This is a genomic window from Citrobacter sp. Cpo148 (genome assembly GCF_030332375.1).
GTDB classification, from domain to species: Bacteria; Pseudomonadota; Gammaproteobacteria; order Enterobacterales; family Enterobacteriaceae; genus Citrobacter; species Citrobacter portucalensis.
In genome coordinates, this window is the sequence record NZ_JAOWHY010000046.1 from 151,088 (window position 1) to 174,558 (window position 23,471).

The following is a 23,471-nucleotide window of genomic DNA, read 5'->3' on the forward strand; positions in this document are numbered from 1 at the left end:
TTTTGCTTTCTGGGTAAGCCAGATGAATGACTGTCCACGACGCTATGCTCAAAAGAACGCGGCTTATCGGTCAGCTTCACACTTTATAAAGCCTCGCTTCAGCGGGGTTTTTGCTTTCAGGGCGGTTGCCATGCCTGATGGCGCTGCGCTTATCAGGCCTACTGGGGGAGAGACTGGTTTTGTAGGCCGGATAAGGTGTTTACACCGCCATCCGGCAGAGGTTTTACAGCGAGCATTGAGATTGGTTTTCGAGGATGCAGGCGCTTATTTCCTTCTTATCTAATTTTTATATCCCTATTATTTATGCACCGAATTTCTTTTATCTGAGGGGAATGTGTCGGTGGATATTTCTAATTTTGTGACGACCAACACAAAACGCTGTGCGATACGTTTTTCTCGAGAATAATCGAACGCAATCGATCGCCATCACAAAATTACTTGCTAATAAATCGCACAAAATCAGTGTTAATATAATGTTGCATATGATAATTGTTTGTATTTTTTAGATTGAATTTTAATGAATGCAATGTTTCTTTACAAACAAATGTGGCGAAAAAATGTGATGCATAACGTTATTTAATCGCCATAATCATTAAAATATAATTAAATTTGATAAGTTGTTTATTAAATTTAAGCGCCATCTTGCCTGATAATTGTTCTGTAATTGATTGAAATATAGCCTTTCATGGTTTTAAAAAATAGTGGAAAAAATGGGGGTGTTATAGCCATAAAAAATCGTTATCCCCCCATCTTTTTTTGACTAAAGTCAGGATAAAGTGAGATCGATAATTTATATCTATATGATTATTAAGTGATTTAAATTTTGACGATAGTCTTACAAAATGTAAGTCAAGGGGATTTGTGAGGGGTAGCACATATCCTTGTTCGCTTAATTTGGTACACTTCCTGCCGTCAACAAAGTAATTAACGCAGGTCGATATGAATACTATTACACTCCCTAAAACACAGCACTTAGTGGTCTTTCAGGAAGTCATTAGAAGCGGTTCTATCGGCTCAGCTGCAAAAGAATTAGGTTTAACTCAACCGGCTGTCAGCAAAATCATTAATGATGTAGAGGCTTATTTCGGTATTGAGTTAGTTGTACGTAAAAATACTGGTGTGACATTGACTCAGGCAGGGCAGGTGATGCTCTCATGGTCTGAATCTATTACCCGTGAAATGAAAAACATGGTTGATGAGATGAACAGCATGACGAGCAACGCGGTCGTTGATGTGTCGTTTGGCTTTCCTTCACTGATTGCCTTCACCATCATGTCCGGCATGATTAAAAAATTCAAAGAAGTGTTCCCGAAGGCGCAGGTTTCTATGTATGAAGCTCAGCTCTCCTCCTTCTTACCGGCAATCCGTGACGGACGTCTGGATTTCGCCATCGGTACGCTGAGTGATGAGATGAAACTGCACGATCTGCATGTTGAGCCGCTCTTTGAGTCAGACTTTATCCTGGTTGCCAGCAAGTCCCGAACATGCACCGGCATCACCTCGCTGAGCGCGTTGAAAAACGAACAGTGGGTGTTGCCACAAACGAATATGGGGTACTACAGCGAACTTCTTACCACGTTACAGAATAATGGCATCAGCAGTGAAAACATCGTTAAAACAGACTCTGTCGTTACGATTTATAATCTTGTTCTCAATGCTGATTTCTTAACAGTAATTCCCTGCGATATGACCACACCGTTTGGCTCAAACCAGTTTATTACTATCCCGGTAGAAGAAACCTTACCCGTCGCGAGCTATGCCGCCGTGTGGTCGAAAAATTATCGAATTAAAAAAGCAGCATCTATTTTGGTGGAATTAGCCAAAGAATATTCATCATATAATTGTCGGAGACGAAGGCAATTAATTGAAATTGATTAAAGATTGAATTTGTTTTAACACGAAATAAACGCCATTTGTCTATATCTGACAATGGTCACGGCTATCTATTTACTTTAATACCCAGGTAAGAGGTTCTAATGCACATTACATACGATCTCCCAGTTGCAATTGAAGATATCCTCGAAGCGAAAAAAAGACTTGCGGGGAAAATTTATAAAACGGGAATGCCTCGCTCTAACTATTTTAGTGAACGTTGCAAAGGGGAAATTTTCCTCAAGTTTGAAAACATGCAGCGTACCGGTTCATTTAAAATCCGTGGTGCTTTTAACAAGCTCAGTTCATTAACCGAAGCTGAAAGATGTAAGGGCGTGGTGGCTTGCTCTGCAGGTAACCATGCGCAAGGTGTTTCTCTCTCCTGCGCTATGCTCGGAATCGACGGCAAAGTGGTGATGCCGAAAGGCGCACCGAAGTCTAAAGTAGCGGCAACCTGCGATTATTCCGCAGAAGTTGTACTGCACGGCGACAACTTCAACGACACCATCGCTAAGGTTAGCGAGATTGTGGAAACTGAAGGCCGCATCTTTATTCCACCCTATGATGACCCGAAAGTTATTGCTGGTCAGGGCACTATTGGTCTGGAAATTCTGGAAGATCTGTACGATGTCGATAACGTGATTGTGCCAATTGGCGGTGGTGGATTGATTGCTGGTATTGCGGTGGCAATTAAATCTATTAACCCGACCATTAAAATTATTGGCGTACAGTCTGAAAACGTTCACGGCATGGCGGCTTCTTTCCACGCTGGAGAAATAACCACGCACCGAACGACCGGCACCCTGGCGGATGGTTGTGACGTTTCCCGCCCGGGTACTTTAACGTATGAAATTGTTCGTGAGTTGGTGGATGACATTGTCCTGGTCAGCGAAGATGAAATTCGCAACAGCATGGTGGCATTAATTCAGCGAAATAAAGTTGTGACTGAAGGTGCCGGCGCGCTGGCATGCGCAGCATTATTAAGCGGGAAATTAGATAGCTATATCCAGAACAGAAAAACAGTCAGCATTATTTCTGGCGGTAATATCGACCTTTCTCGTGTATCTCAAATTACTGGTTTAGTTGACGCTTAATATACTTCGTTGAGGATAGGATATGAGTACTACTGATAGCATTGTATCCAGCCAGACAAAACAGTCGTCCTGGCGCAAATCGGACACCACCTGGACACTGGGTTTATTTGGTACAGCCATCGGCGCTGGGGTGCTGTTCTTCCCTATCCGCGCAGGTTTTGGCGGACTGATCCCCATTCTGATCATGCTGGTGTTAGCATACCCCATCGCCTTCTATTGCCACCGTGCGCTGGCACGCCTGTGTCTTTCCGGTTCTAACCCTTCCGGTAACATCACAGAAACGGTTGAAGAGCACTTTGGTAAAACGGGCGGCGTGGTTATCACGTTCCTCTACTTCTTTGCGATTTGTCCGCTGCTGTGGATTTATGGCGTCACCATTACCAACACCTTTATGACCTTCTGGGAAAACCAGCTGCAGATGCCCGCGCTGAACCGTGGCTTCGTGGCGCTGTTCCTGCTGCTGCTGATGGCATTCGTCATCTGGTTTGGTAAAGATCTGATGGTTAAAGTGATGAGCTACCTGGTATGGCCGTTCATTGCCAGCCTGGTGCTTATCTCTCTGTCACTGATTCCTTACTGGAACTCTGCGGTTATCGATCAGGTTGATATCAGCAATATCGCCCTGACTGGCCATGACGGCATCCTGGTTACCGTATGGCTGGGTATTTCCATCATGGTGTTCTCTTTCAACTTCTCGCCAATCGTTTCTTCCTTCGTCGTCTCTAAACGCGAAGAGTATGAAAAAGATTACGGTCGCGAATTCACCGAGCAGAAATGTTCTAAAATCATCTCCCGCGCCAGTATGCTGATGGTTGCGGTGGTAATGTTCTTCGCCTTTAGCTGCCTGTTCACGCTCTCTCCGGCAAACATGGCGGATGCGAAAGCGCAAAACATTCCTGTGCTGTCTTACCTGGCAAACCACTTCGCTTCACTGTCCGGTACGAAGTCCACCTTCGCAACTGTTCTGGAGTACGGTGCTTCAATCATCGCCCTGGTTGCTATCTTCAAATCTTTCTTCGGCCACTATCTGGGGACGCTGGAAGGTCTGAACGGTCTGGTGCTGAAGTTTGGTTACAAAGGCGATAAAACGAAAGTTTCTGCCGGCAAACTTAATACCATCAGCATGATCTTCATCATGGGATCCACCTGGGTTGTGGCTTACGCCAACCCGAACATCCTGGACCTGATTGAAGCAATGGGCGCGCCGATTATTGCCTCTCTGCTCTGCCTGCTGCCGATGTATGCCATCCGTAAAGCGCCATCACTGGCGAAATACCGTGGCCGTCTGGATAACGTGTTTGTTACCGTGATTGGTCTGCTGACCATCCTGAACATCGTCTACAAACTGTTTTAATCCTTAAGCTCAGGATGAGCGGAGTAGTGAAATGAATGAGTTTCCGGTAGTACTGGTTATTAACTGTGGTTCGTCTTCCATTAAATTCTCAGTGCTGGATGCAGCAAACTGTGAAGTTTTAATGGCGGGGATCGCAGACGGTATTAACTCTGAAAATGCGTTCATAGCAATTAATGGGGGAGAGCCAGCTAAGCTGGCTCACCACAGCTACGAAGACGCATTAAAAGCAATTGCCGTTGAACTAGAGAAACGTAATTTAATGGACAGTGTGGCCTTAATTGGCCACCGCATTGCCCACGGCGGAAATATCTTTACCGAATCAGCAATTATTACTGACGAAGTTATCGATAATATTCGTCGGGTATCGCCGCTAGCTCCGTTACATAATTATGCGAACCTGAGTGGGATCGAATCTGCTCAGCACCTTTTCCCAGGCGTGCAGCAGGTGGCGGTATTTGATACCAGCTTCCACCAGACGATGGCTCCTGAAGCCTATCTGTACGGTTTACCGTGGAAATATTTTGAGGAGTTGGGCGTTCGTCGTTATGGCTTCCACGGCACGTCGCACCGCTATGTTTCTCAACGGGCGCATGAGCTTCTTGACCTGCAGAGTGATGACTCCGGTCTGGTTGTGGCGCACCTTGGGAACGGCGCGTCAATCTGTGCGGTACGTAATGGACAGAGCGTTGATACCTCAATGGGCATGACGCCGCTGGAAGGGCTGATGATGGGCACACGCAGCGGCGACGTCGATTTCGGCGCGATGGCGTGGATTGCCAGCGAAACCAACCAGACGCTGAGCGACCTTGAGCGCGTAGTGAATAAAGAGTCCGGTTTACTGGGTATTTCCGGTCTGTCCTCTGACTTACGTACGTTAGAAAAAGCCTGGCACGAAGGACATGAGCGTGCGCAGCTGGCGATTAAAACGTTTGTGCATCGTATTGCACGCCATATCGCCGGACATGCCGCATCGCTGCATCGTCTTGATGGGATTATTTTCACCGGCGGAATTGGTGAAAACTCGGTATTAATTCGTCGTCTGGTTATTGAACATCTCGCCGTTTTAGGGGTGAATATCGACAGCGAAATGAATAGCCTGCCAAATTCCCATGGCGAAAGAATTATCTCTAATAAAGATGCTCGTGTTATTTGTGCGGTTATTCCCACAAATGAAGAGAAAATGATTGCGCGTGATGCCATTGCCTTAGGCAAAATTAATACACCAGTAGAATTTGCATAATTAAATTTCAGCAGAGAGATTATTTTTCATGAAGGTAAATATCGATACCAGCGATATGCTGTATGCCGAAGCCTGGAATGGCTTTAAAGGTACGGACTGGAAAGAAGAAATTAATGTCCGTGATTTTATTCAGCACAACTATACGCCTTATGAAGGGGATGAATCTTTCCTCGCCGAAGCAACGCCTGCGACCACTGCATTGTGGGAAAAAGTCATGGCGGGCATCCGTATTGAAAACTCGACGCACGCGCCGGTTGATTTCGATACCAATATTGCTACCACGATAACCGCGCATGATGCGGGTTATATTGAACAAGAACTGGAAAAAATCGTCGGTCTGCAAACGGATAAGCCGCTCAAGCGTGCTCTGCATCCGTTTGGCGGCATCAACATGATCAAAAGCTCTTTTGATGCTTATGGTCGTGAGATGGATGCTGATTTTGAATACCAGTTTACTGAACTGCGTAAAACCCATAACCAGGGCGTATTCGATGCCTACTCTCCGGATATGCTGCGCTGCCGTAAATCCGGCGTGCTGACCGGTCTGCCGGATGGTTACGGTCGTGGCCGTATCATCGGTGACTACCGCCGCGTCGCGCTGTACGGTATCCGCTATCTGGTGCGTGAGCGTGAACTGCAGTTTGCCGATCTCCAGTCGAACCTGGAGTGGGGCCAGAATCTTGAAGCCACGATTCGTCTGCGCGAAGAGCTGTCTGAACACCGTCGCGCCCTGCTGCAAATGCAGGAAATGGCGGCGAAATACGGCTGCGATATCTCCCGTCCGGCGCGTAATGCGCAGGAAGCGGTGCAGTGGGTGTACTTTGCTTACCTGGCTGCGGTGAAATCTCAGAACGGTGGCGCTATGTCGCTGGGCCGTACCGCATCGTTCCTCGACATCTACATTGAGCGCGATTTCAAAGCGGGAATTTTAAACGAGCAGCAGGCGCAGGAGCTGATCGACCACTTCATTATGAAGATCCGTATGGTGCGCTTCCTGCGTACGCCGGAATTCGACACCCTGTTCTCAGGCGACCCAATCTGGGCGACCGAAGTTATCGGCGGTATGGGACTGGATGGCCGCACGCTGGTGACGAAAAACTCGTTCCGCTACCTGCATACGCTACACACCATGGGCCCGGCACCTGAGCCGAACCTGACGGTGCTGTGGTCTGAGCAGCTACCGATAGCCTTCAAAAAGTACGCCGCCCAGGTGTCTATCATCACTTCGTCTTTGCAGTATGAAAACGACGATTTGATGCGTGCCGACTTTGACAGCGATGACTATGCCATTGCCTGCTGCGTCAGCCCGATGGTTATCGGCAAGCAAATGCAGTTCTTCGGGGCGCGTGCCAACCTCGCCAAAACGTTGCTGTATGCAATCAACGGCGGCGTGGATGAGAAGCTGAAAATCCAGGTCGGGCCGAAAACGGCACCGCTGATGGATGACGTGTTGGACTACGACACGGTGATGGAGAGCCTGGACCACTTTATGGACTGGCTGGCCGTGCAGTACATCAGCGCGCTGAACATCATCCACTACATGCACGACAAGTACAGCTACGAAGCTTCTCTGATGGCGCTGCACGATCGTGATGTCTATCGCACGATGGCCTGTGGTATGGCGGGTCTGTCCGTGGCGGCGGATTCTCTGTCGGCTATCAAATATGCTCGCGTGAAACCGATTCGTGATGAAAATGGTCTGGCAGTTGATTTCGAAATCGAAGGCGACTATCCGCAATACGGCAACAACGACGAGCGCGTAGACAGCATTGCCTGCGACCTGGTCGAACGCTTTATGAAGAAAATTAAGGTGTTGCCAACCTACCGTAACGCGGTGCCGACGCAGTCCATTCTGACCATTACCTCCAACGTGGTGTACGGACAGAAAACCGGTAACACGCCGGACGGACGTCGCGCAGGTACGCCGTTTGCGCCAGGGGCGAACCCGATGCACGGCCGCGATCGTAAAGGTGCGGTGGCGTCGTTAACCTCGGTTGCCAAACTGCCGTTCACCTATGCCAAAGACGGTATCTCGTACACCTTCTCCATTGTGCCGGCAGCGCTGGGCAAAGAGGATGGAGTGCGTAAAACCAACCTGGTCGGTCTGCTGGACGGTTACTTCCACCATGAAGCACATGTGGAAGGTGGTCAGCATCTAAACGTTAACGTTATGAACCGTGAAATGTTGATGGATGCCATTGAGCACCCGGAAAACTATCCGAACCTGACGATCCGCGTATCTGGTTATGCGGTGCGCTTCAACGCGCTGACCCGCGAACAGCAGCAGGATGTTATTTCACGTACTTTCACCCAGGCGCTCTGACGCCGGAGGGACTATGAGAAAAGTAATTGCAACCGAATGTGCGCCAGGGGCGATTGGGCCTTACGTACAGGGTGTGGATCTGGGCAGCATGGTGTTGACGTCAGGTCAAATCCCGGTGTGTCCACAGACCGGTGAAGTGGCTGAAAACGTGGCCGATCAGGCGCGTCAAAGCCTGGAAAACGTGAAAGCGATCGTCGAGTCCGCAGGTTTGAAAGTGAGCGATATCGTGAAGACGACCGTTTTCGTTTCTGACCTGAACGACTTCGCCACCATTAATCAGGTGTACCAGCAGTTCTTTGATGAGCATAAGGCAATTTACCCTACGCGCAGCTGCGTACAGGTCGCCCGCTTACCAAAGGATGTGAAGCTGGAGATTGAAGCCATCGCCGTACGTGGCGACACGCTGTAATCCCTTGCGGGGCGATCTCAGGATCGCCCCGATCCTTAATGAGTGTGAAACCTGGTCTTCACTGAACGGCAATCCGAGGGTGTGGATATGATTAGCGCATTCGATATTTTTAAGATTGGCATTGGACCTTCCAGCTCCCATACCGTGGGGCCAATGAACGCAGGTAAAAGCTTTATCGATCTGTTGGTCAGCAGCGGGGAACTTTCCAAGGCTACGCATATTGTGGTCGATCTTTATGGATCGCTTTCCCTGACCGGAAAAGGTCATGCGACAGATGTCGCCATCATGATGGGGCTGGCCGGTAACAGTCCGCAAAACGTTAATATAGATTCAATCGCTGGCTTTATTCAGGAAGTGGCCCGTACCGGACGTTTACCGGTTGCAGAGGGCACGCATATTGTCGATTTCTCCCCAGACAAAAATATCCTCTTTCACACCGAAACGCTGCCGCGCCATGAAAATGGCATGCGTATCACCGCATGGAACGGCACCGAGACGCTATTAAGCAAAACCTATTACTCCGTCGGCGGTGGTTTTATCGTTGAAGAGGAGCAATTTGGTCAGGCGCATGATGTTGAAGCACACGTGCCCTACAATTTTCATTCCGCCAGCGAACTGCTGAAACTGTGTGAGCGTAACGGGCTGTCCGTTTCCGGTCTGATGATGCAGAACGAACTGGCGATGCGCAGCAAAGAAGAAATCGATGCTGGTTTTGCCGCCATCTGGGATGTCATGCACGCCGGGATTGAGCGCGGCATGAACACCGAAGGCGTCCTGCCGGGTCCATTGAACGTCCCGCGCCGCGCCGTGGCATTACGTCGGTTACTGGTTTCCAGCGATAATCTGTCCAGCGACCCGATGAACGTTATCGACTGGATCAACATGTTCGCGCTGGCCGTGAGCGAAGAAAACGCCGCCGGGTGCCGGGTTGTGACGGCACCGACCAACGGCGCATGTGGAATTATCCCTGCCGTATTGGCCTATTACGACAAGTTCCGCCGTCCGGTGAATGCAAACTCCATTGCCCGCTACTTGCTGGCCGCGGGGGCGATAGGGGCGCTGTATAAGATGAACGCCTCTATTTCTGGTGCCGAAGTCGGCTGTCAGGGTGAAATTGGCGTAGCCTGTTCAATGGCGGCAGCCGGGCTGACCGAGTTGCTCGGCGGTAGTCCGTCGCAGGTTTGTATTGCGGCGGAAATTGCCATGGAGCATAACCTGGGGCTGACCTGCGATCCGGTTGCTGGACAGGTGCAAATACCGTGTATTGAACGTAATGCGATCAACGCGGTAAAAGCCGTCAACGCCGCACGTATGGCGCTACGTCGCACATCTGAGCCACGCGTTTCGCTCGATAAAGTGATCGAGACTATGTACGAAACAGGCAAAGATATGAACGACAAATACCGCGAAACGTCACGCGGTGGTCTGGCGATTAAAGTGGTCTGTACCTGAGATGAAAGGGTGCGTTTGTAGGCCGGATAAGGCGTAAGCGCCGCCGCTCCCTTGCATCCAAGGCTCCCGGCGGGAAAATCGTCGCTGCGCGAGCTATTCGTCTTATTCCGTCTGCCTGTCGGGTCGGGGCCGAGCCTGCATCCATGCAGGCCGTCCCCTCTGCCCGCATCCCTGCGGGCAGTCCCGGTCAGCCGTCAACGCCTCATCGATTTTCAGCCGGACCGGGGTCATCGCTTCAACCCTCTGACTTCCAGTTAAATCTGTTTTACTGTTTTAACAAAAAACGCAGAAGGTGAGGTGTTAACTGATCAGCATTAGCACTTTAGCGCGCATTTTTTGTTGTGATCTGCTTCAAAAATAGAATTTAAATACTATATATGCATATAAAAGAGAAAATATTTCTTAACTTTTAGAAATTACAGGGGTTTGTTTGTGAAGTTTTTCTCTGATCCTGCGCGTATGATTTCTTCATTACTCCAATAGCTCACCTGCACCTAAGTACTGCGTATCGCATTGATGCAGTACGAAAAAAATATAAAAACCTCTACCTACACATTGAGCGGGAAATTATGGAAACGGCAACGAATAGTAGCGTAATACTCGACGCATCTGCTCCGGCACGTCGGGCGGGAATGACCGAAAGCGAATGGCGTGAAGCCATTAAGTTCGACAGCACGGACACCGGCTGGGTCATTATGAGTATCGGTATGGCAATTGGCGCGGGGATTGTTTTTCTTCCTGTCCAGGTTGGATTGATGGGGCTGTGGGTGTTCTTGCTCTCCTCTATCATCGGCTACCCAGCCATGTATTTGTTCCAGCGTCTGTTTATCAACACGCTGGCTGAGTCCCCAGAGTGTAAAGACTACCCGAGCGTGATCAGCGGCTATCTGGGTAAGAACTGGGGCATCCTGTTAGGTGCGTTGTATTTTGTGATGCTGGTTATCTGGATGTTCGTTTATTCCACCGCCATCACCAATGACAGCGCCTCCTATCTGCACACGTTTGGTGTGACGGAAGGTTTACTGTCCGACAGCCCGTTCTATGGCCTGGTACTGATTTGCATCCTGGTGGCTATCTCGTCACGCGGGGAACAAATGCTGTTTAAAATCTCCACCGGCATGGTAATGACCAAGCTGCTGGTTGTGGCAGCGCTTGGCGTGTCGATGGTAGGGATGTGGCATCTGCATAACGCGGGTTCACTGCCGCCGATGGCGCTGCTGATCAAAAATGCGATCATCACTCTGCCGTTTACGCTGACCTCGATTCTGTTTATTCAGACCTTAAGCCCGATGGTTATCTCATACCGTTCACGCAACAAATCCATCGAAGTAGCGCGTCATAAAGCCCTGCGTGCCATGAACATCGCGTTCGGTATTCTGTTTGTTACCGTCTTTTTCTACGCCGTTTCCTTCACGTTGGCGATGGGCCACGACGAAGCGGTTAAAGCTTATGAGCAGAACATTTCCGCTCTGGCGATTGCCGCGCAATTTATCAATGGTGCGGGTGCTGGCTGGGTGAAAATCGTCAGCGTTATTCTGAACATTTTCGCCGTTATGACCGCTTTCTTCGGTGTCTACTTAGGTTTCCGTGAAGCGACTCAAGGGATCGTGATGAACATTCTACGCCGCTATATGCCGGCTGAGAAAATCAACGAAACCTTTGTTCAGCGCGGCATTATGATTTTTGCCATCCTGCTGGCCTGGAGCGCAATTGTGCTCAACGCGCCGGTGCTGAGCTTCACCTCTATTTGTAGCCCTATCTTCGGCATGGTGGGTTGTCTGATCCCGGCCTGGCTGGTCTACAAAGTTCCTGCACTGCACAAATACAAAGGTGCTTCCCTGTATCTGATTATTTTCACGGGCCTGCTGTTGTGCGTTTCTCCGTTCCTGGCATTTTCCTGAGATATTTGAGCAAAGGTTGTTGTTATGTTTGAGACTACATTGAATCCATTATGGGATAGTTTTATCCGCGCAGTGCAGGAAGAAGTTAAGCCTGCGTTAGGCTGTACAGAACCTATCTCTCTGGCTCTGGCGGCGGCGGTTGCATCCTCTGAGCTGGACGGCGCGGTTGAACGCATTGACGCGTGGGTCTCACCGAACCTGATGAAAAACGGCATGGGCGTTACCGTGCCGGGTACCGGAATGGTCGGGTTACCTGTCGCGGCGGCTCTGGGTGCGCTGGGGGGAAATGCCCGTGCCGGTTTAGAGGTACTGAAAGATGCGTCACCACAAGCGATCGCCGATGCGAAAGCGATGCTGAGCGCTGGCAAGGTTGCGGTGATGCTGCAGGAGCCTTGCGAGGACATCCTCTTTTCCCGCGCGAAGGTTTACAGCGCTGAAGGATGGGCGTGCGTGACGATTGTGGGCGGTCATACCAACATTGTGCACATCGAGACCAATAAGGGCGTAGTGTTCACCACAGAACAGAATGCTCAGGAAGAGGAACAGGAGTCGCCGCTGGCGGTATTGTCTCACACCTCGCTGGAAGAGATTCTGGCGTTCGTGAACGCGGTACCGTTTGAGTCAATCCGCTTCATTCTCGATGCGGCAAAACTGAACGGTGCGCTGTCTCAGGAAGGGCTGCGCGGTAACTGGGGTTTGCACATCGGAACTACGCTTGAGAAGCAGTGTGCGCGTGGCCTGCTGGCGAACGATCTCTCCACCTCTATTCTGATCCGTACCAGTGCGGCGTCGGATGCGCGAATGGGCGGGGCGACGCTGCCGGCCATGAGCAACTCCGGCTCCGGTAATCAGGGCATTACCGCGACTGTTCCGGTGATGGTGGTGGCCGAGCACTTTGGCGCGGATGAGGAGAAACTGGCACGTGCGCTAATGTTGTCTCATCTGAGCGCTATCTACATCCATCATCAGCTTCCGCGTTTGTCTGCACTGTGTGCAGCAACCACGGCGGCGATGGGGGCAGCTGCGGGGATGGCATGGATCGTAGATGGTCGCTACAACACCATCGCGATGGCGATCAGTAGCATGATTGGCGACGTGAGCGGAATGATTTGTGATGGCGCTTCAAACAGCTGCGCGATGAAAGTCTCAACCAGTGCTTCCGCGGCGTGGAAAGCGGTACTGATGGCGCTGGATGATACTGCTGTAACCGGCAACGAAGGGATTGTGGCGCATAACGTTGAACAATCTATCGCTAACCTGTGTGCGCTGGCGTGTCGTTCAATGCAGGAAACCGACAAGCAGATTATTGAGATCATGGCCAGTAAGGCACATTAATCTATAGGCCGGGTAAGGCGTTGACGCCACCCGGCATAAGTCTAAGCCGCCTGTTCAGGCGGCTTCTTCGTCTTCCAGCCGTAGTTCGGCATCGGCCACAATCGCTTCCAGCTCTGTCAGCATTTCTTCATAGCCGAAGGTAACTGTTTCCTGTTTTTTCGGCTCAACCTGAGGCTGGCGTTTTTTTGATGATTTCTTGCTCAATAGTCGTACTCCATTGTTTTCCCTGACTATACGGGCAAATCTATCAGCAAAGCGCGCAGCGGAGTATCGGCGACTAACGTTATGTTAGTTTCGTCACGAATAAATGCCCCATCGCCACAGGTGAGCGCTTCTTTTTCGGCGCCAGACGTCACCGCATGGAATCTGCCGTGAATCGACTGTAAATAAGCACGTGGCCCATGTAACTGAAAACTCAACGATTCACCTTGCTGCAGCTCAACGTGGTGCACCCATACCTGTTGGCGCAGATGTAGGCTGCCTTGTTCACCGTCCGGCGAGGCCAGCAGCTGATGCTTACCGGTGCCCAGCGTGGCTTTCTGTACACAGGCGTTTTCACGCTGCGGGCAGGCGTCCAACCAGAGCTGCATCCGGGTTAACGGTTTGTCTTTGCTGATATTGTGTTCGCTATAGCTAATCCCGGGCTGTGTCGCGAGCAGTAAAACTTCACCTGCTTTGGCCTTGATATGGTTGCCTTCGCTGTCTCGGTACTCCGCTTCCCCTTCGAGGATCAGATTGACGATATCCACCTTCGGATAGGTCCGTGGCTGGAAAGAGGCCCCCGGTGCCAGAACTTCCTGGTTCAGAACACGCAGCGAGGCATAACCCAGCAGTTTAGGATCAAAATAGTGTCCAAAGGAGAAGGTATAACGGGCCTGCAGCCAGCCGTAGTCTGCTTGCCCGCATTGTTTGGCTGTACGGGTAGTAATCATAGTTCTTGACCTCTCTTTACTTCCTTTTATGTTAAATGGCTAGACGCTGCATTGTTAGCCAGATATTCTGCCCGGTATGTTCAAATTTCCTGAATGAGAACGAGATGGCCAAAGAAAGGGCTTTAACGCTTGAAGCGTTACGCGTCATGGACGCAATAGACAGACGCGGTAGTTTTGCTGCTGCGGCAGACGAACTGGGACGCGTTCCTTCCGCACTTAGCTATACCATGCAGAAGCTGGAGGAAGAGCTGGACGTGGTGCTGTTTGACCGTTCAGGCCACCGCACAAAATTCACTAACGTTGGGCGTATGTTGCTGGAGCGCGGGCGCGTACTGCTGGAAGCTGCGGATAAACTGACTACCGATGCCGAAGCATTGGCTCGCGGTTGGGAAACGCATCTGACTATCGTTACCGAAGCGCTGGTGCCGACGGCGGCGTTTTTCCCGCTGATCGACAGGCTTGCCGGGAAGGCCAATACCCAGCTTTCCGTTATTACCGAAGTTCTGGCCGGGGCGTGGGAGCGTCTTGAGCAGGGGCGGGCGGATATCGTGATTGCGCCGGATATGCATTTTCGCTCATCCTCAGAAATCAACTCGCGCAAGCTGTACTCGCTGATGAACGTCTATGTAGCGGCCCCGGATCATCCCATCCATCAGGAGCCGGAACCGTTATCGGAAGTCACCCGCGTTAAATACCGTGGGATCGCGGTGGCGGATACCGCCCGTGAACGTCCGGTGCTGACGGTTCAACTGCTGGATAAGCAGCCGCGTCTGACGGTGAGTACGATAGAAGATAAACGTCAGGCGCTGTTGGCAGGACTTGGCGTGGCGACGATGCCGTATCCGCTGGTGGAAGAGGATATTGCGGCTGGTCGGCTGCGGGTCGTTAGTCCGGAATCGACAAGCGAGATAGATATTATTATGGCCTGGCGTCGTGACAGCATGGGCGAGGCGAAATCCTGGTGTCTGCGGGAAATCCCCAAGCTGTTTGCGGGTAAATAGCCTGACTGTTACGCCGGATGCGGTGCGAAGCACCTTATCCGGCCTGGAAGACGGAGTATGTTGTAGGCCTGATAAGCGCGGCGCCATCAGGCATCTACATATGCTACGTCAGGATAACTGTTTGGGATCGGGCCCGAAGCGGTTGCTCCCTTGAGTACCGTTTTGACAGTTGAAAATGATGATCACCAGCCAGCCTACGATCGGGATCAGCAGCACCAGTAGCCACCAGGCTGAACGATCGGTGTCATGTAAACGCCGGAACTGTACCGCCCACCACGGAATAAAGACCAGAACCCCGTAAATCGTCGTTAATATGCCTTCTCCACCGGCGCGCTCCCAGCCAAACATTCTGTCCAGAATACCCAGCACGAATGTGAAGATGATGTTGACCAGCACAAACATCCAGTATTCTTTACGACGCGCGCGGCCACCAAAACCAAAGTAATTCTTTAATACGTTTAAATACCAATCCATTTTTGCCTCGTTCTGCATTCAATTACTTGTTTTTAAAGTAATCAAATTAAGAATAGCTGTGAATGAAATGATGGTAAATATTTGTGGTGTTAATTATTTGGTCCTCTGATGGGTAATACTTATCAGTGAACGCCTCAGTTTCAGAAAGTATCAACCTGTGTTGGCGGGAGTAATGAATATGCGCTCTCAGAGAAAGGGTTCCGTTCACCTTATGTTCATCGCTTCTCTTAAGCATTGGTTCATGTGAACGTGTAAAGGGCGTTCTCCGCCACGCCCTTTACAATCCCGGCTCCCGGCGGGAAAATTGCCACTTCGTGGTTCCCTCCGCTTTTTCCTTCAGGCTTTCGGGCCGGGCGCGATGTAACGTCCCTGTAAAGCGCGCCCTGAACCCGCATCCCTGCGGGTTCTCCCGGCCTTACGGAAACACGTCGGCAATTTTCAGCCGGACCAGCCACGCCTGACCACCGGTATTTTTATATGAATATGTCTGAACAGCATAAGAGATTTAACTGAAAGTCAGAGAGTTGAAGCGATGACCCATGTCCGGCTGAAAATCGATGAGTCGTTGACGGCTGACCGGGTCTGCCCGCAGGGATGCGGGCAGAGGGGACGTCCTGCAAGGATGCAGGCTCGGCCCCGACCCGACAGGCAGACGGCATAAGACGAATGAATCGCGTAGCGACGATTTTCCCGCCGGGAGCCTGGGTTGCAAGGGAGGCGGCGGTGAGCCTCCCTTGCACGTTCACGGGTAACGGCGTTTCAGAGAAATGACACAGCTGAGGTGAACGGAACCCTGAGCAAAAATCACATGTTCGCCATACATGCTTAACTAATCGGCCTAACCCCAAAGTGGACCCGTGTAAATCATGCGAAACGCTCGTCACGCCCATGAGGTTCGTTGAGGTCCTGCCACGGCCCAACAGAAATAATGCCGGTCGGGTTAATGGTTTTGTGGCTACGGAAGTAGTGATTGCGGATGTGATCGAAATTGACGGTTTCCGCAATACCCGGCATCTGGTAGATATCACGCAGGAAACCGTACAGGTTCAGATAGTCGCTAATCCGGTGTTTGTCGCACTTGAAGTGGGTGACATACACGGGATCAAAGCGTACCAGCGTGGTCCACAGGCGAATGTCGGCCTCGGTTAACTGGTCGCCGGTCAGGTAGCGATGTTGCCCAAGGATCTGCTCCAGTCGTGCCAGAGATTGAAAGACGTTATCCACGGCGTCGTCGTAGGCTTCCTGACTGGTGGCAAATCCGGCTTTATACACGCCGTTATTAACGTTGTCATAAATCCAGCCGTTCAGCTCGTCGATTTTGCTTTGCAGGGCAGGGGGATAGTAATCTCCGGCTTTCGCGCCCAGCGCATCAAACGCGGTGTTAAACATGCGGATGATTTCTGCAGATTCGTTGCTGACAATGGTGTGGTTCTTTTTATCCCACAGCACCGGAACGGTAACCCGACCACTGTAGTGCGGATCGGCGTGTAAATAGAGCTGATAAAGAAATTCGTGCTGATACAGGGTATCGCCGGTTGCCGCCGGGAAGTTATCGTCAAAGGTCCAGCCGTTTTCCAGCATCAGCGGATGCACAACAGAAACGGAAATAAACGGTTCCAGCCCTTTGAGTTTGCGCAAAATCAGCGTGCGATGCGCCCACGGACAGGCCAGAGAAACGTACAGATGATAGCGGTCTTTTTCGGCAGCAAAGCCACCTTCACCGGTAGGGCCAGGCGCGCCATCCGCGGTGAGCCAGTTACGGAAAGCCGATGCAGAACGTTGAAATTTTCCACCGGTTGATTTGGTATCGTACCAGGTGTCATGCCAGACGCCGTCAATCAGTTGTCCCATGATTTTCGCCTCCTCAGATAGCAAAAGCGAGGAGATATCTCCTCGCTTTTTGATGTGTTCAGTATAGTTTGCTTACCACTTTTTATTCAGTACGCGGTCAATACTAAATGCGCCTGGACCGGTGATAGCCAGCAGCAGGAAACCGCCTGCGATGGTCAGGTTTTTCATGAACATCAGAGAGTTCACACCTTCCGCAAAGTTGCTGTGGAAGAGGAACGCCGTCAGCAATGTGAAGCCTGCGGTGAACAGCGCGGTTGTACGGGTCAGGAAACCGAACAGAATTGCCAGACCACCGCCAAACTCAAGCAGAATCACCAGCGGCAGCATAAATCCTGGGACGCCCATGGCTTCCATGTATTGTTGGGTACCCGCATATCCGGTGATTTTTCCCCAACCTGCGGTAATAAACAGGATTGGCATCAGAATGCGCGCTACCAGTACACCAACATCTTCTAATTTCTTCATCATACTCTCCAGGAAACCACTCAGGCGGCTTATTGTGTTTTTTTGTGCATCGACGCTGCAGAGCGCGTCGTTGCTGTCGATGGAGAGAATCATAAACGTGCTTAATGAGAATTGTTAGCAAGGAAAACTGTCAGTATTTTTCAAAAATTTTGAGGTTGGGGGCAAGGAAAGGATTAGCCGCGCAGTTGCTGCTGTCTGATGGTCGATTTCACCAGACGCCAGATACTCCAGACGCTAAAGCCGCGCTTAGCCCAGCGTACCAGCAGATTCGGGTTGCGGATGGTGCGAACCGCCATAATACTGCTCCCGACCAACACCCAGCCACGCAGGTTCAGTAGCGTCTTCCAGCCACGATCGTAGACCTCGGTGGCTTCCAGCCAGTCGCGGCGAGTCGCAGACAGATCCAGCCGTTGCTGCTGGATCTGTCCAAGCAGTTGCGCCTTACGCTTTTGACGTTCGACTTTGCTGCTCATTATGCATCATCCTCCAGGGCTTGCCTGTCATTAGCGAGTTCCTGGCGTGTATGGCGTAGCAGCGTTGTTTTACGTGCTTTACGCAGCGTCCATATCCCGCCAATCAGCGCTAACAGCAACAGCACAACGGTGGTGGCAATCATGGCGTTCAGGCGGTATTGAGGGTCAATGGCCCAGATGATAAGCACCATCAGGCTCATCAGGCCAAACGCCGCGAACAGCATAGTCAGCCCAAGCATCAACAGGATCTGGATGAGATTGGCTTTTTCCTCTTCCAGCTCAACGACGGCCAGCCGCAGCCGTGTTTCTACGATCTCAACGAGAATCGTCAGGATCCGCTGTCCAATACCCAGTACGCCTTTGCCTGGACCTTGTGCGTGTTGAGAATCAGCCATTGTTAACGGCGCGACAGCAGTACACCAAGCACCACACCGACTGCAGCGCCAATGCCGACGCCTGTCCATGGGTTTTCGCGCACGTAGTTATCGGCTTTAGCCGCGGCCTCACGGGTCTGTTTGGCGATTACATCGCTGGTTTCACTCAGACGATGGCGGCTCTCGCGCAGCGCATGTTCGGCTTTGCTGCGAATTTTACTCATCTCTTCCTTCGACTTATCGCCAGAGGAGCTAAGTACTTCTTCAAGCGTATCCGCAAGAGATTTCAGCTCAGCGCGCAGGTTTTCCGTAGCATTATCTTTCGACATAGTTTTCTCCAGTTGAGTGGCTAGTTACCGTACTTAGTAATCGCGGGTCTCGAGTTCTTTTAGCTCTTGCTGAGCTTCAGCAAGCTTGTGTTCGCGCTTTGCGATTTTTTCCGCATCGCCTTTTTGCTTAGCTTCGGCTAAGTCACGTTGACGCTCGGCAATCTCATTTTTCTGCTCGGCGATCTTTTTCTGATGGTTAGCGCGCAGTTTGCTGTCAGTACAGTTTGCTCTGACTTCGCTCAGCGCTTTGTTCAGCCCATTGATACGGCTCTGATTGTTGTGTTTTTCGGCATAGCTAATCTCCCGCTGAATGTCTTGTTCTTTTTCCTGACAGAGGGTGGTGGCGTAGCTGCCGGCACTGAGAGCGAAAAGGCTAATTGCCAAAGCGATGCGGTATTTCATTCTTGAACCTTCCATTGTGATTCGACCTCTTCGTTTAGGGTCGATGCTCCAGAATAATAAAGCGTTGGGTCATAAACCCAGTTTATTAATCATAGGCGCTAAACGGTGAAATCACCAAAGTGAGTGATCTAATTCAGATTCCTGGAAATTAACCAAAACGGTGTGGGGTCTCACGTAAGCGGGATAACCACTGAACCGCCTGATTATTATCATCCTGCTGAGCGATAACGAAACCGTGCGGTAACGTTCGATCCAGTACGACCTTTGCCGCTGCGCTCTGCGCACTGGAATCAAAGGTAATCAGCAGGGCGTCATTTTGCGGAGTGATGCTTTTAAAACGAATGCCGTTGGCATCCAGGTGATGCCAGATAGAGAAGCCATCAGGCATGCTGGCCCCCTGGTTTACGGCGCGAATGGCAAGCGTTGACTCCTGCTGGCGAATGACCGACCAGGTCAGGAGCAACGCGCCGATGAACAACATAAAAGTGGTGGACCAGGCAAGTCGTCGGAGCGTTATGCATGATTTCAGCATAATTTACCCTCGGTTCCCGTATTTCTTTTTCCAAAGAACAACCAGTGAACCTGCCAGACCAAACACCAGTAACACCACAGGAAGCAGCATCAGGCAAGACATCAGCTGATCTTCATATTTGAGAAACACCGGTGTTTTGCCCAGCAGATAGCCCAGCGATGTGAGAATAAGGACCCAAAGCAGTCCGCTCATCCAGTTAAAGAACTGAAAGCGCGCATTGTTCAGGCCGGACAATCCTGCGATGGTCGGCAGTAATGTTCTGACAAACGCGATAAAGCGGCCGACCAGCAGCGCAGACAAGCCATGCTTATGGAACAGATGATGCGCACGCTGATGATAATGTGCAGGAAGATGAGATAACCAGTTTTGCACGGTGCGGGTATTACCCAACCATCGACCTTGTATATAGCTGAGCCAGCAACCAAGGCTGGCTGCGGTGGTGAGCAGCAGTACCGTTTGCGGAAAACCCATTGCGCCTTTGGCAATAAGTACGCCGACCAGTACCAGCAAGCTGTCGCCAGGTAAAAAGGCTGCTGGCAGCAGTCCGTTTTCCAGAAACAAAATAGTAAAGAGTACAAAATAGAGCATGCCAATCATGGAAGGATTGGCCAGCGTTTCAAAATCCTGAGCCCATAAAGCATTTAGTAATTGAGTCAGTAGTTCCATTCAATATTCCTGGAGAATCGGTTATCGTCATGCCGGTTTTCTGGGTTTTGTAACACCACGATTTTATTAATATTTTTTACATGACTCGCGGTTTGATACAAATTCACGGCCTGAACTATTCCCTGTAAAGTTGTGAAGTTAGCAAGCTCTTAAACACAAAAATTCAAACAGCATCTAATTGTAACAAAGGTCAACGTAGTCCGTTATAGAAATTACGGTTGTTGAACTGTGATTTTGCTTATCGCAATGGAGGGAGGCGAGAGGATTTACACAGGCTGACACTTTATACCTAACGCTTACCAAGTGTCAGAAACAGGCGCGTGGTCGCGCCTGCATTGATAAGATTGTTTATTTTGCGCTGTTAGCCGCTGTATCGAGGTGAACGACCGGATTTTCGGTAAATAGATAACGGTCCGCATTGAACTCAAAATCATCGCTGGTTTCGTTAAACAGCATCTGCTTCGTGTTCTCAAGATGCTGCCACATCGCCAGTTTGGCGGCATGAGGATCTTTGCGAATCAGCGCCCGAAGGATCTGGTCATGGTCATCACACCAGTTATCAACCGTGCGCAGGTCGATGTGGTCGTGCAATTTCTTCCAGTAGGGGTTGTGAATACGCTGAGTCCACATTTTTTCAACAATCGCGGCCAGAGCCGAGTTCTGCGTTGCCAGGGCGACCTGCACATGGAACTGGAGATCCCACTCGGAGTCACGAAAGCTTTTTTCGTTACGTGATTTCTCCTGAATCTCCATCAGCTTCATGATGTCCTGTTTGGTCACCTGCGTGGCGGCAAACTCGGCAATGTTACTCTCAATGAGCTGACGCGCCTGGAGCAGCTCGAAAGGACCGTAGCTGGCAAATTCCAGGTTTTCATCTGGCGCAACATAATGTCTGGGTTGGTTGGAAATGACGTGGATCCCCGATCCTTTGCGCACCTCAACGTAACCCTCTACCTCGAGCATGATAATTGCTTCACGAACCACGGTACGGCTGACATTTTTTTCATCGGCGATAAAGCGCTCGGCAGGGAGTTTGTCACCCACCAGATAGACGCCTTGCTCAATGCGTTCTTTCAGATCAGCTGCAAGTTGTTGGTACAAACGTCGTGGTTCGGTGATTTCCATATGCGCTCCAGGCATGATACGGCAGACTATATTTGTTATACCACTTTTGCGATTACTGCTCCACTCGCGGCGATAAAAAAGCCGCCAGATGACTGGCGGCTTTGCATTATATACCCTTGATGAAAAGCAGCGGGTTAATTTTGCGGAGCGGGATCGCCAGTCTGTGATCCCGAGTCGACCTCGCTGGCCGATTTGTTTTGCAAGACCGTCCAGATAACGAGTGCGCCGAGCAGGTCGAATACCGCCAGTACGGCGAACAGCGGGCTAAAGCCGATAGTGTCAGCCAGTGCGCCAACAACCAGTGCAAACAGCGTACTGGCAAGCCAGGCGGACATACCGGTCAGACCGTTTGCGGTTGCCACTTCATTACGACCAAATACGTCAGAAGAAAGCGTAATCAGCGCACCGGACAGCGCCTGGTGAGCAAAGCCTCCGACGCACAGCAGGGCGATAGCAATGTACGGGCTGGTGAACAGACCAATCATCCCTGGGCCAATCATCAGCAATGCGCCCATGGTGACGACCATTTTACGTGAAACGATCAGGTTAACGCCGAACCAGCGCTGGAACAGCGGCGGTAAGTAGCCCCCAACGATACAGCCCAGGTCAGCAAACAGCATCGGCATCCAGGCAAACATCGCAATCTCTTTCAGGTTAAAGCCGTAGACTTTAAACATGAACAGCGGGATCCAGGCGTTGAAGGTACCCCAGGCTGGCTCTGCCAGGAAACGCGGCAGCGCGATGCCCCAGAACTGGCGGTTACGCAGGATCTGACCGAGCGACATTTTTTTCGAGGTCGCGTTTTTATGCTGTGATTCCTGACCATTCAGAATGTAATCACGTTCTTCATCAGACAGTTTTTTCTGGTCGCGCGGGTGTTTGTAGAACACAAGCCAGCACATCGCCCAGATGAAGCTCAGCGCACCGGAAATAATGAATGCCATCTGCCAGCTGTGCATGACGATTGCCCAGACGACCAGCGGCGGAGCAATCATCGCACCGATAGAAGAGCCGACGTTAAAGTACCCCACGGCAATTGAACGTTCTTTTGCCGGGAACCATTCAGAACTGGCTTTCAAACCCGCAGGGATCATTGCGGCTTCAGCGGCACCTACCGCGCCACGCGCCAGCGCCAGTCCACCCCAACTGCCAGCCAGTGCGGTCGCGCCGCAGAAGACGGCCCACAGAACGGCGAACATCGCGTAACCAACTTTTGTGCCGAGCACATCGAGCACGTAGCCGGCAACGGGTTGCATTACGGTGTAAGCAGCAGAATACGCTGCGATGATATAGGAATACTGTTGAGTGGAGATGTGTAACTCTTCCATCAGAGTTGGCGCAGCTGCCGCCACAGTGTTACGTGTCAGGTAACCCAGCACGGTGCCAAGCGTCACCAGTGCAATCATGTACCAACGTAACCCTTTAATTTTACGCATGTAAAACCTCATCGTTTTGTTATGTCCGCGAACGAGCGGTCATCTTCCAGTTCAGGGCGGAGGATGTTCTTTTACGAGGGGGGACCGAAAAAAAGCCGGTACTCCCCGAACTTTGCCATGTCAATAATTGTGCTAATTCGGTTTCCGTACCGGTCAATCCGATGGTTATACATCGGTAATTTGCATTCCGTCGGCTTATGTATCGCGACGGCCAAAAGATAACTTGTCATACAGCTTTAAAAGGTGAGTGCCATCACAAAAGCGTGAATCTTCGTGTGGTCATTATTTCGATTCAGCAAAGCCAGCGCTGGCGCGGCTTGACGCGTGATTTACCTCTTTGAGAGTAATTTTTTTGTCACCATTTGTTGATCTAACTCACGAAAATATCTTCAGTGTATGGAAATTGGTGTGATAACTTTGTCAACATCAAA

At 50.8% G+C, this 23,471-nt stretch carries 23 protein-coding genes and 1 pseudogene; 11 read left to right on the forward strand and 13 right to left on the reverse strand.

What is annotated here, in order from left to right; genetic code table 11:
• The 10 genes and pseudogenes from OGY10_RS15620 to OGY10_RS15665 all read left to right on the forward strand — a co-directional run.
• A pseudogene (locus OGY10_RS15620) lies at window positions 1-283 on the forward strand (hypothetical protein); the annotation flags it as partial.
• Window positions 284-939: 656 nt separating this feature from the next.
• Complete coding sequence (gene tdcA / locus OGY10_RS15625) at window positions 940-1,878, forward strand: transcriptional regulator TdcA (RefSeq protein WP_286576992.1); 939 nt, start codon at window positions 940-942, stop codon at window positions 1,876-1,878.
• Between the two features lie 98 nt (window positions 1,879-1,976).
• Complete coding sequence (gene tdcB / locus OGY10_RS15630; protein WP_003828594.1) at window positions 1,977-2,966, forward strand: bifunctional threonine ammonia-lyase/L-serine ammonia-lyase TdcB; 990 nt, start codon at window positions 1,977-1,979, stop codon at window positions 2,964-2,966.
• Between the two features lie 22 nt (window positions 2,967-2,988).
• On the forward strand, window positions 2,989-4,320 hold the full coding sequence (gene tdcC / locus OGY10_RS15635; RefSeq protein WP_008785886.1) for a threonine/serine transporter TdcC: 1,332 nt from the start codon (window positions 2,989-2,991) through the stop codon (window positions 4,318-4,320).
• 31 nt (window positions 4,321-4,351) lie between these two features.
• Window positions 4,352-5,560 carry a propionate kinase gene (gene tdcD, locus OGY10_RS15640; protein ID WP_100271876.1) on the forward strand — a complete coding sequence of 403 codons (1,209 nt, stop codon included), beginning with the start codon at window positions 4,352-4,354 and terminating at the stop codon, window positions 5,558-5,560.
• Window positions 5,561-5,588: 28 nt separating this feature from the next.
• Window positions 5,589-7,883 (forward strand): formate C-acetyltransferase, encoded by a 2,295-nt coding sequence (gene pflB / locus OGY10_RS15645; protein ID WP_043017750.1) that lies wholly within the window; start codon window positions 5,589-5,591, stop codon window positions 7,881-7,883.
• 13 nt (window positions 7,884-7,896) lie between these two features.
• On the forward strand, window positions 7,897-8,292 hold the full coding sequence (locus OGY10_RS15650; RefSeq protein WP_003828585.1) for an enamine/imine deaminase: 396 nt from the start codon (window positions 7,897-7,899) through the stop codon (window positions 8,290-8,292).
• Window positions 8,293-8,379: 87 nt separating this feature from the next.
• On the forward strand, window positions 8,380-9,744 hold the full coding sequence (gene tdcG / locus OGY10_RS15655) for an L-serine ammonia-lyase (protein WP_191226750.1): 1,365 nt from the start codon (window positions 8,380-8,382) through the stop codon (window positions 9,742-9,744).
• A gap of 569 nt (window positions 9,745-10,313) precedes the next feature.
• Entirely contained in the window at window positions 10,314-11,645 is a 1,332-nt protein-coding gene (locus OGY10_RS15660; RefSeq protein ID WP_020996346.1) for an SLC5/6 family protein, read from the forward strand.
• A gap of 24 nt (window positions 11,646-11,669) precedes the next feature.
• Window positions 11,670-12,980, forward strand: a complete 1,311-nt coding sequence (locus OGY10_RS15665; RefSeq protein ID WP_008785880.1) for an L-cysteine desulfidase family protein — start codon at window positions 11,670-11,672, stop codon at window positions 12,978-12,980.
• Between the two features lie 54 nt (window positions 12,981-13,034).
• Here OGY10_RS15665 and OGY10_RS15670 read toward each other — a convergent pair whose 3' ends face one another.
• A complete protein-coding gene (locus OGY10_RS15670; RefSeq protein WP_003828578.1) occupies window positions 13,035-13,184 on the reverse strand; it encodes a protein YhaL in 150 nt (49 codons plus the stop codon).
• A gap of 26 nt (window positions 13,185-13,210) precedes the next feature.
• Window positions 13,211-13,912 carry a pirin family protein gene (locus OGY10_RS15675; protein WP_003024860.1) on the reverse strand — a complete coding sequence of 234 codons (702 nt, stop codon included), beginning with the start codon at window positions 13,910-13,912 and terminating at the stop codon, window positions 13,211-13,213.
• A gap of 104 nt (window positions 13,913-14,016) precedes the next feature.
• Here OGY10_RS15675 and yhaJ point away from each other — a divergent pair, with 104 nt between their 5' ends.
• On the forward strand, window positions 14,017-14,913 hold the full coding sequence (gene yhaJ, locus OGY10_RS15680) for a DNA-binding transcriptional regulator YhaJ (RefSeq protein WP_003024855.1): 897 nt from the start codon (window positions 14,017-14,019) through the stop codon (window positions 14,911-14,913).
• A 108-nt stretch (window positions 14,914-15,021) separates the two neighbouring features.
• On the opposite strand, the gene OGY10_RS15685 is transcribed toward yhaJ, so the two are convergent.
• The 11 genes from OGY10_RS15685 to OGY10_RS15735 form a co-directional block, all read right to left on the reverse strand.
• Window positions 15,022-15,387, reverse strand: a complete 366-nt coding sequence (locus OGY10_RS15685) for a DUF805 domain-containing protein (protein WP_008785879.1) — start codon at window positions 15,385-15,387, stop codon at window positions 15,022-15,024.
• Window positions 15,388-16,251: 864 nt separating this feature from the next.
• Window positions 16,252-17,238 (reverse strand): glutathionyl-hydroquinone reductase YqjG, encoded by a 987-nt coding sequence (gene yqjG, locus OGY10_RS15690; RefSeq protein ID WP_008785878.1) that lies wholly within the window; start codon window positions 17,236-17,238, stop codon window positions 16,252-16,254.
• A 72-nt stretch (window positions 17,239-17,310) separates the two neighbouring features.
• Complete coding sequence (locus OGY10_RS15695; RefSeq protein ID WP_003024847.1) at window positions 17,311-17,703, reverse strand: DoxX family protein; 393 nt, start codon at window positions 17,701-17,703, stop codon at window positions 17,311-17,313.
• A 173-nt stretch (window positions 17,704-17,876) separates the two neighbouring features.
• Window positions 17,877-18,176: a YqjK-like family protein gene (locus OGY10_RS15700; protein WP_003828569.1), complete on the reverse strand. Its 300-nt coding sequence runs from the start codon at window positions 18,174-18,176 to the stop codon at window positions 17,877-17,879.
• On the reverse strand, window positions 18,176-18,571 hold the full coding sequence (locus tag OGY10_RS15705; RefSeq protein ID WP_003828567.1) for a phage holin family protein: 396 nt from the start codon (window positions 18,569-18,571) through the stop codon (window positions 18,176-18,178). Before OGY10_RS15705 ends, OGY10_RS15700 begins: the two co-directional genes overlap by 1 nt.
• A 2-nt stretch (window positions 18,572-18,573) precedes the next feature.
• Complete coding sequence (locus OGY10_RS15710) at window positions 18,574-18,879, reverse strand: ElaB/YgaM/YqjD family protein (RefSeq protein ID WP_003024832.1); 306 nt, start codon at window positions 18,877-18,879, stop codon at window positions 18,574-18,576.
• Window positions 18,880-18,912: 33 nt separating this feature from the next.
• Window positions 18,913-19,281, reverse strand: coding sequence for a DUF1090 domain-containing protein (locus OGY10_RS15715; RefSeq protein ID WP_103284684.1), 369 nt, complete (start codon window positions 19,279-19,281; stop codon window positions 18,913-18,915).
• A 148-nt stretch (window positions 19,282-19,429) separates the two neighbouring features.
• Window positions 19,430-19,798, reverse strand: a complete 369-nt coding sequence (gene mzrA / locus OGY10_RS15720; RefSeq protein WP_162623447.1) for an EnvZ/OmpR regulon moderator MzrA — start codon at window positions 19,796-19,798, stop codon at window positions 19,430-19,432.
• Window positions 19,799-19,816: 18 nt separating this feature from the next.
• Complete coding sequence (gene yqjA, locus OGY10_RS15725; protein WP_003828561.1) at window positions 19,817-20,479, reverse strand: DedA family general envelope maintenance protein YqjA; 663 nt, start codon at window positions 20,477-20,479, stop codon at window positions 19,817-19,819.
• A gap of 348 nt (window positions 20,480-20,827) precedes the next feature.
• Entirely contained in the window at window positions 20,828-21,604 is a 777-nt protein-coding gene (gene exuR, locus OGY10_RS15730; RefSeq protein WP_003828559.1) for a transcriptional regulator ExuR, read from the reverse strand.
• Between the two features lie 134 nt (window positions 21,605-21,738).
• On the reverse strand, window positions 21,739-23,040 hold the full coding sequence (locus OGY10_RS15735; protein WP_003828557.1) for an MFS transporter: 1,302 nt from the start codon (window positions 23,038-23,040) through the stop codon (window positions 21,739-21,741).
• Between the last annotated feature and the right edge of the window lie 431 nt (window positions 23,041-23,471).

What these genes read in the sequence shown, in the direction of transcription:
- tdcA (WP_286576992.1), top strand. Translation starts at nt 940, where the DNA reads ATGAATACTATTACACTCCCTAAAACACAGCACTTAGTGGTCTTTCAG.
- pflB (WP_043017750.1), top strand. Translation starts at nt 5,589, where the DNA reads ATGAAGGTAAATATCGATACCAGCGATATGCTGTATGCCGAAGCCTGG.
- yhaJ (WP_003024855.1), top strand. Translation starts at nt 14,017, where the DNA reads ATGGCCAAAGAAAGGGCTTTAACGCTTGAAGCGTTACGCGTCATGGAC.
- tdcB (WP_003828594.1), top strand. Translation starts at nt 1,977, where the DNA reads ATGCACATTACATACGATCTCCCAGTTGCAATTGAAGATATCCTCGAA.
- OGY10_RS15660 (WP_020996346.1), top strand. Translation starts at nt 10,314, where the DNA reads ATGGAAACGGCAACGAATAGTAGCGTAATACTCGACGCATCTGCTCCG.
- OGY10_RS15675 (WP_003024860.1), bottom strand. Translation starts at nt 13,912, where the DNA reads ATGATTACTACCCGTACAGCCAAACAATGCGGGCAAGCAGACTACGGC.
- OGY10_RS15695 (WP_003024847.1), bottom strand. Translation starts at nt 17,703, where the DNA reads ATGAAGAAATTAGAAGATGTTGGTGTACTGGTAGCGCGCATTCTGATG.
- exuR (WP_003828559.1), bottom strand. Translation starts at nt 21,604, where the DNA reads ATGGAAATCACCGAACCACGACGTTTGTACCAACAACTTGCAGCTGAT.
- OGY10_RS15665 (WP_008785880.1), top strand. Translation starts at nt 11,670, where the DNA reads ATGTTTGAGACTACATTGAATCCATTATGGGATAGTTTTATCCGCGCA.
- tdcD (WP_100271876.1), top strand. Translation starts at nt 4,352, where the DNA reads ATGAATGAGTTTCCGGTAGTACTGGTTATTAACTGTGGTTCGTCTTCC.
- yqjG (WP_008785878.1), bottom strand. Translation starts at nt 17,238, where the DNA reads ATGGGACAACTGATTGACGGCGTCTGGCATGACACCTGGTACGATACC.
- OGY10_RS15650 (WP_003828585.1), top strand. Translation starts at nt 7,897, where the DNA reads ATGAGAAAAGTAATTGCAACCGAATGTGCGCCAGGGGCGATTGGGCCT.
- yqjA (WP_003828561.1), bottom strand. Translation starts at nt 20,479, where the DNA reads ATGGAACTACTGACTCAATTACTAAATGCTTTATGGGCTCAGGATTTT.
- OGY10_RS15700 (WP_003828569.1), bottom strand. Translation starts at nt 18,176, where the DNA reads ATGAGCAGCAAAGTCGAACGTCAAAAGCGTAAGGCGCAACTGCTTGGA.
- tdcG (WP_191226750.1), top strand. Translation starts at nt 8,380, where the DNA reads ATGATTAGCGCATTCGATATTTTTAAGATTGGCATTGGACCTTCCAGC.
- OGY10_RS15715 (WP_103284684.1), bottom strand. Translation starts at nt 19,281, where the DNA reads ATGAAATACCGCATCGCTTTGGCAATTAGCCTTTTCGCTCTCAGTGCC.
- OGY10_RS15685 (WP_008785879.1), bottom strand. Translation starts at nt 15,387, where the DNA reads ATGGATTGGTATTTAAACGTATTAAAGAATTACTTTGGTTTTGGTGGC.
- OGY10_RS15735 (WP_003828557.1), bottom strand. Translation starts at nt 23,040, where the DNA reads ATGCGTAAAATTAAAGGGTTACGTTGGTACATGATTGCACTGGTGACG.
- OGY10_RS15705 (WP_003828567.1), bottom strand. Translation starts at nt 18,571, where the DNA reads ATGGCTGATTCTCAACACGCACAAGGTCCAGGCAAAGGCGTACTGGGT.
- tdcC (WP_008785886.1), top strand. Translation starts at nt 2,989, where the DNA reads ATGAGTACTACTGATAGCATTGTATCCAGCCAGACAAAACAGTCGTCC.
- OGY10_RS15710 (WP_003024832.1), bottom strand. Translation starts at nt 18,879, where the DNA reads ATGTCGAAAGATAATGCTACGGAAAACCTGCGCGCTGAGCTGAAATCT.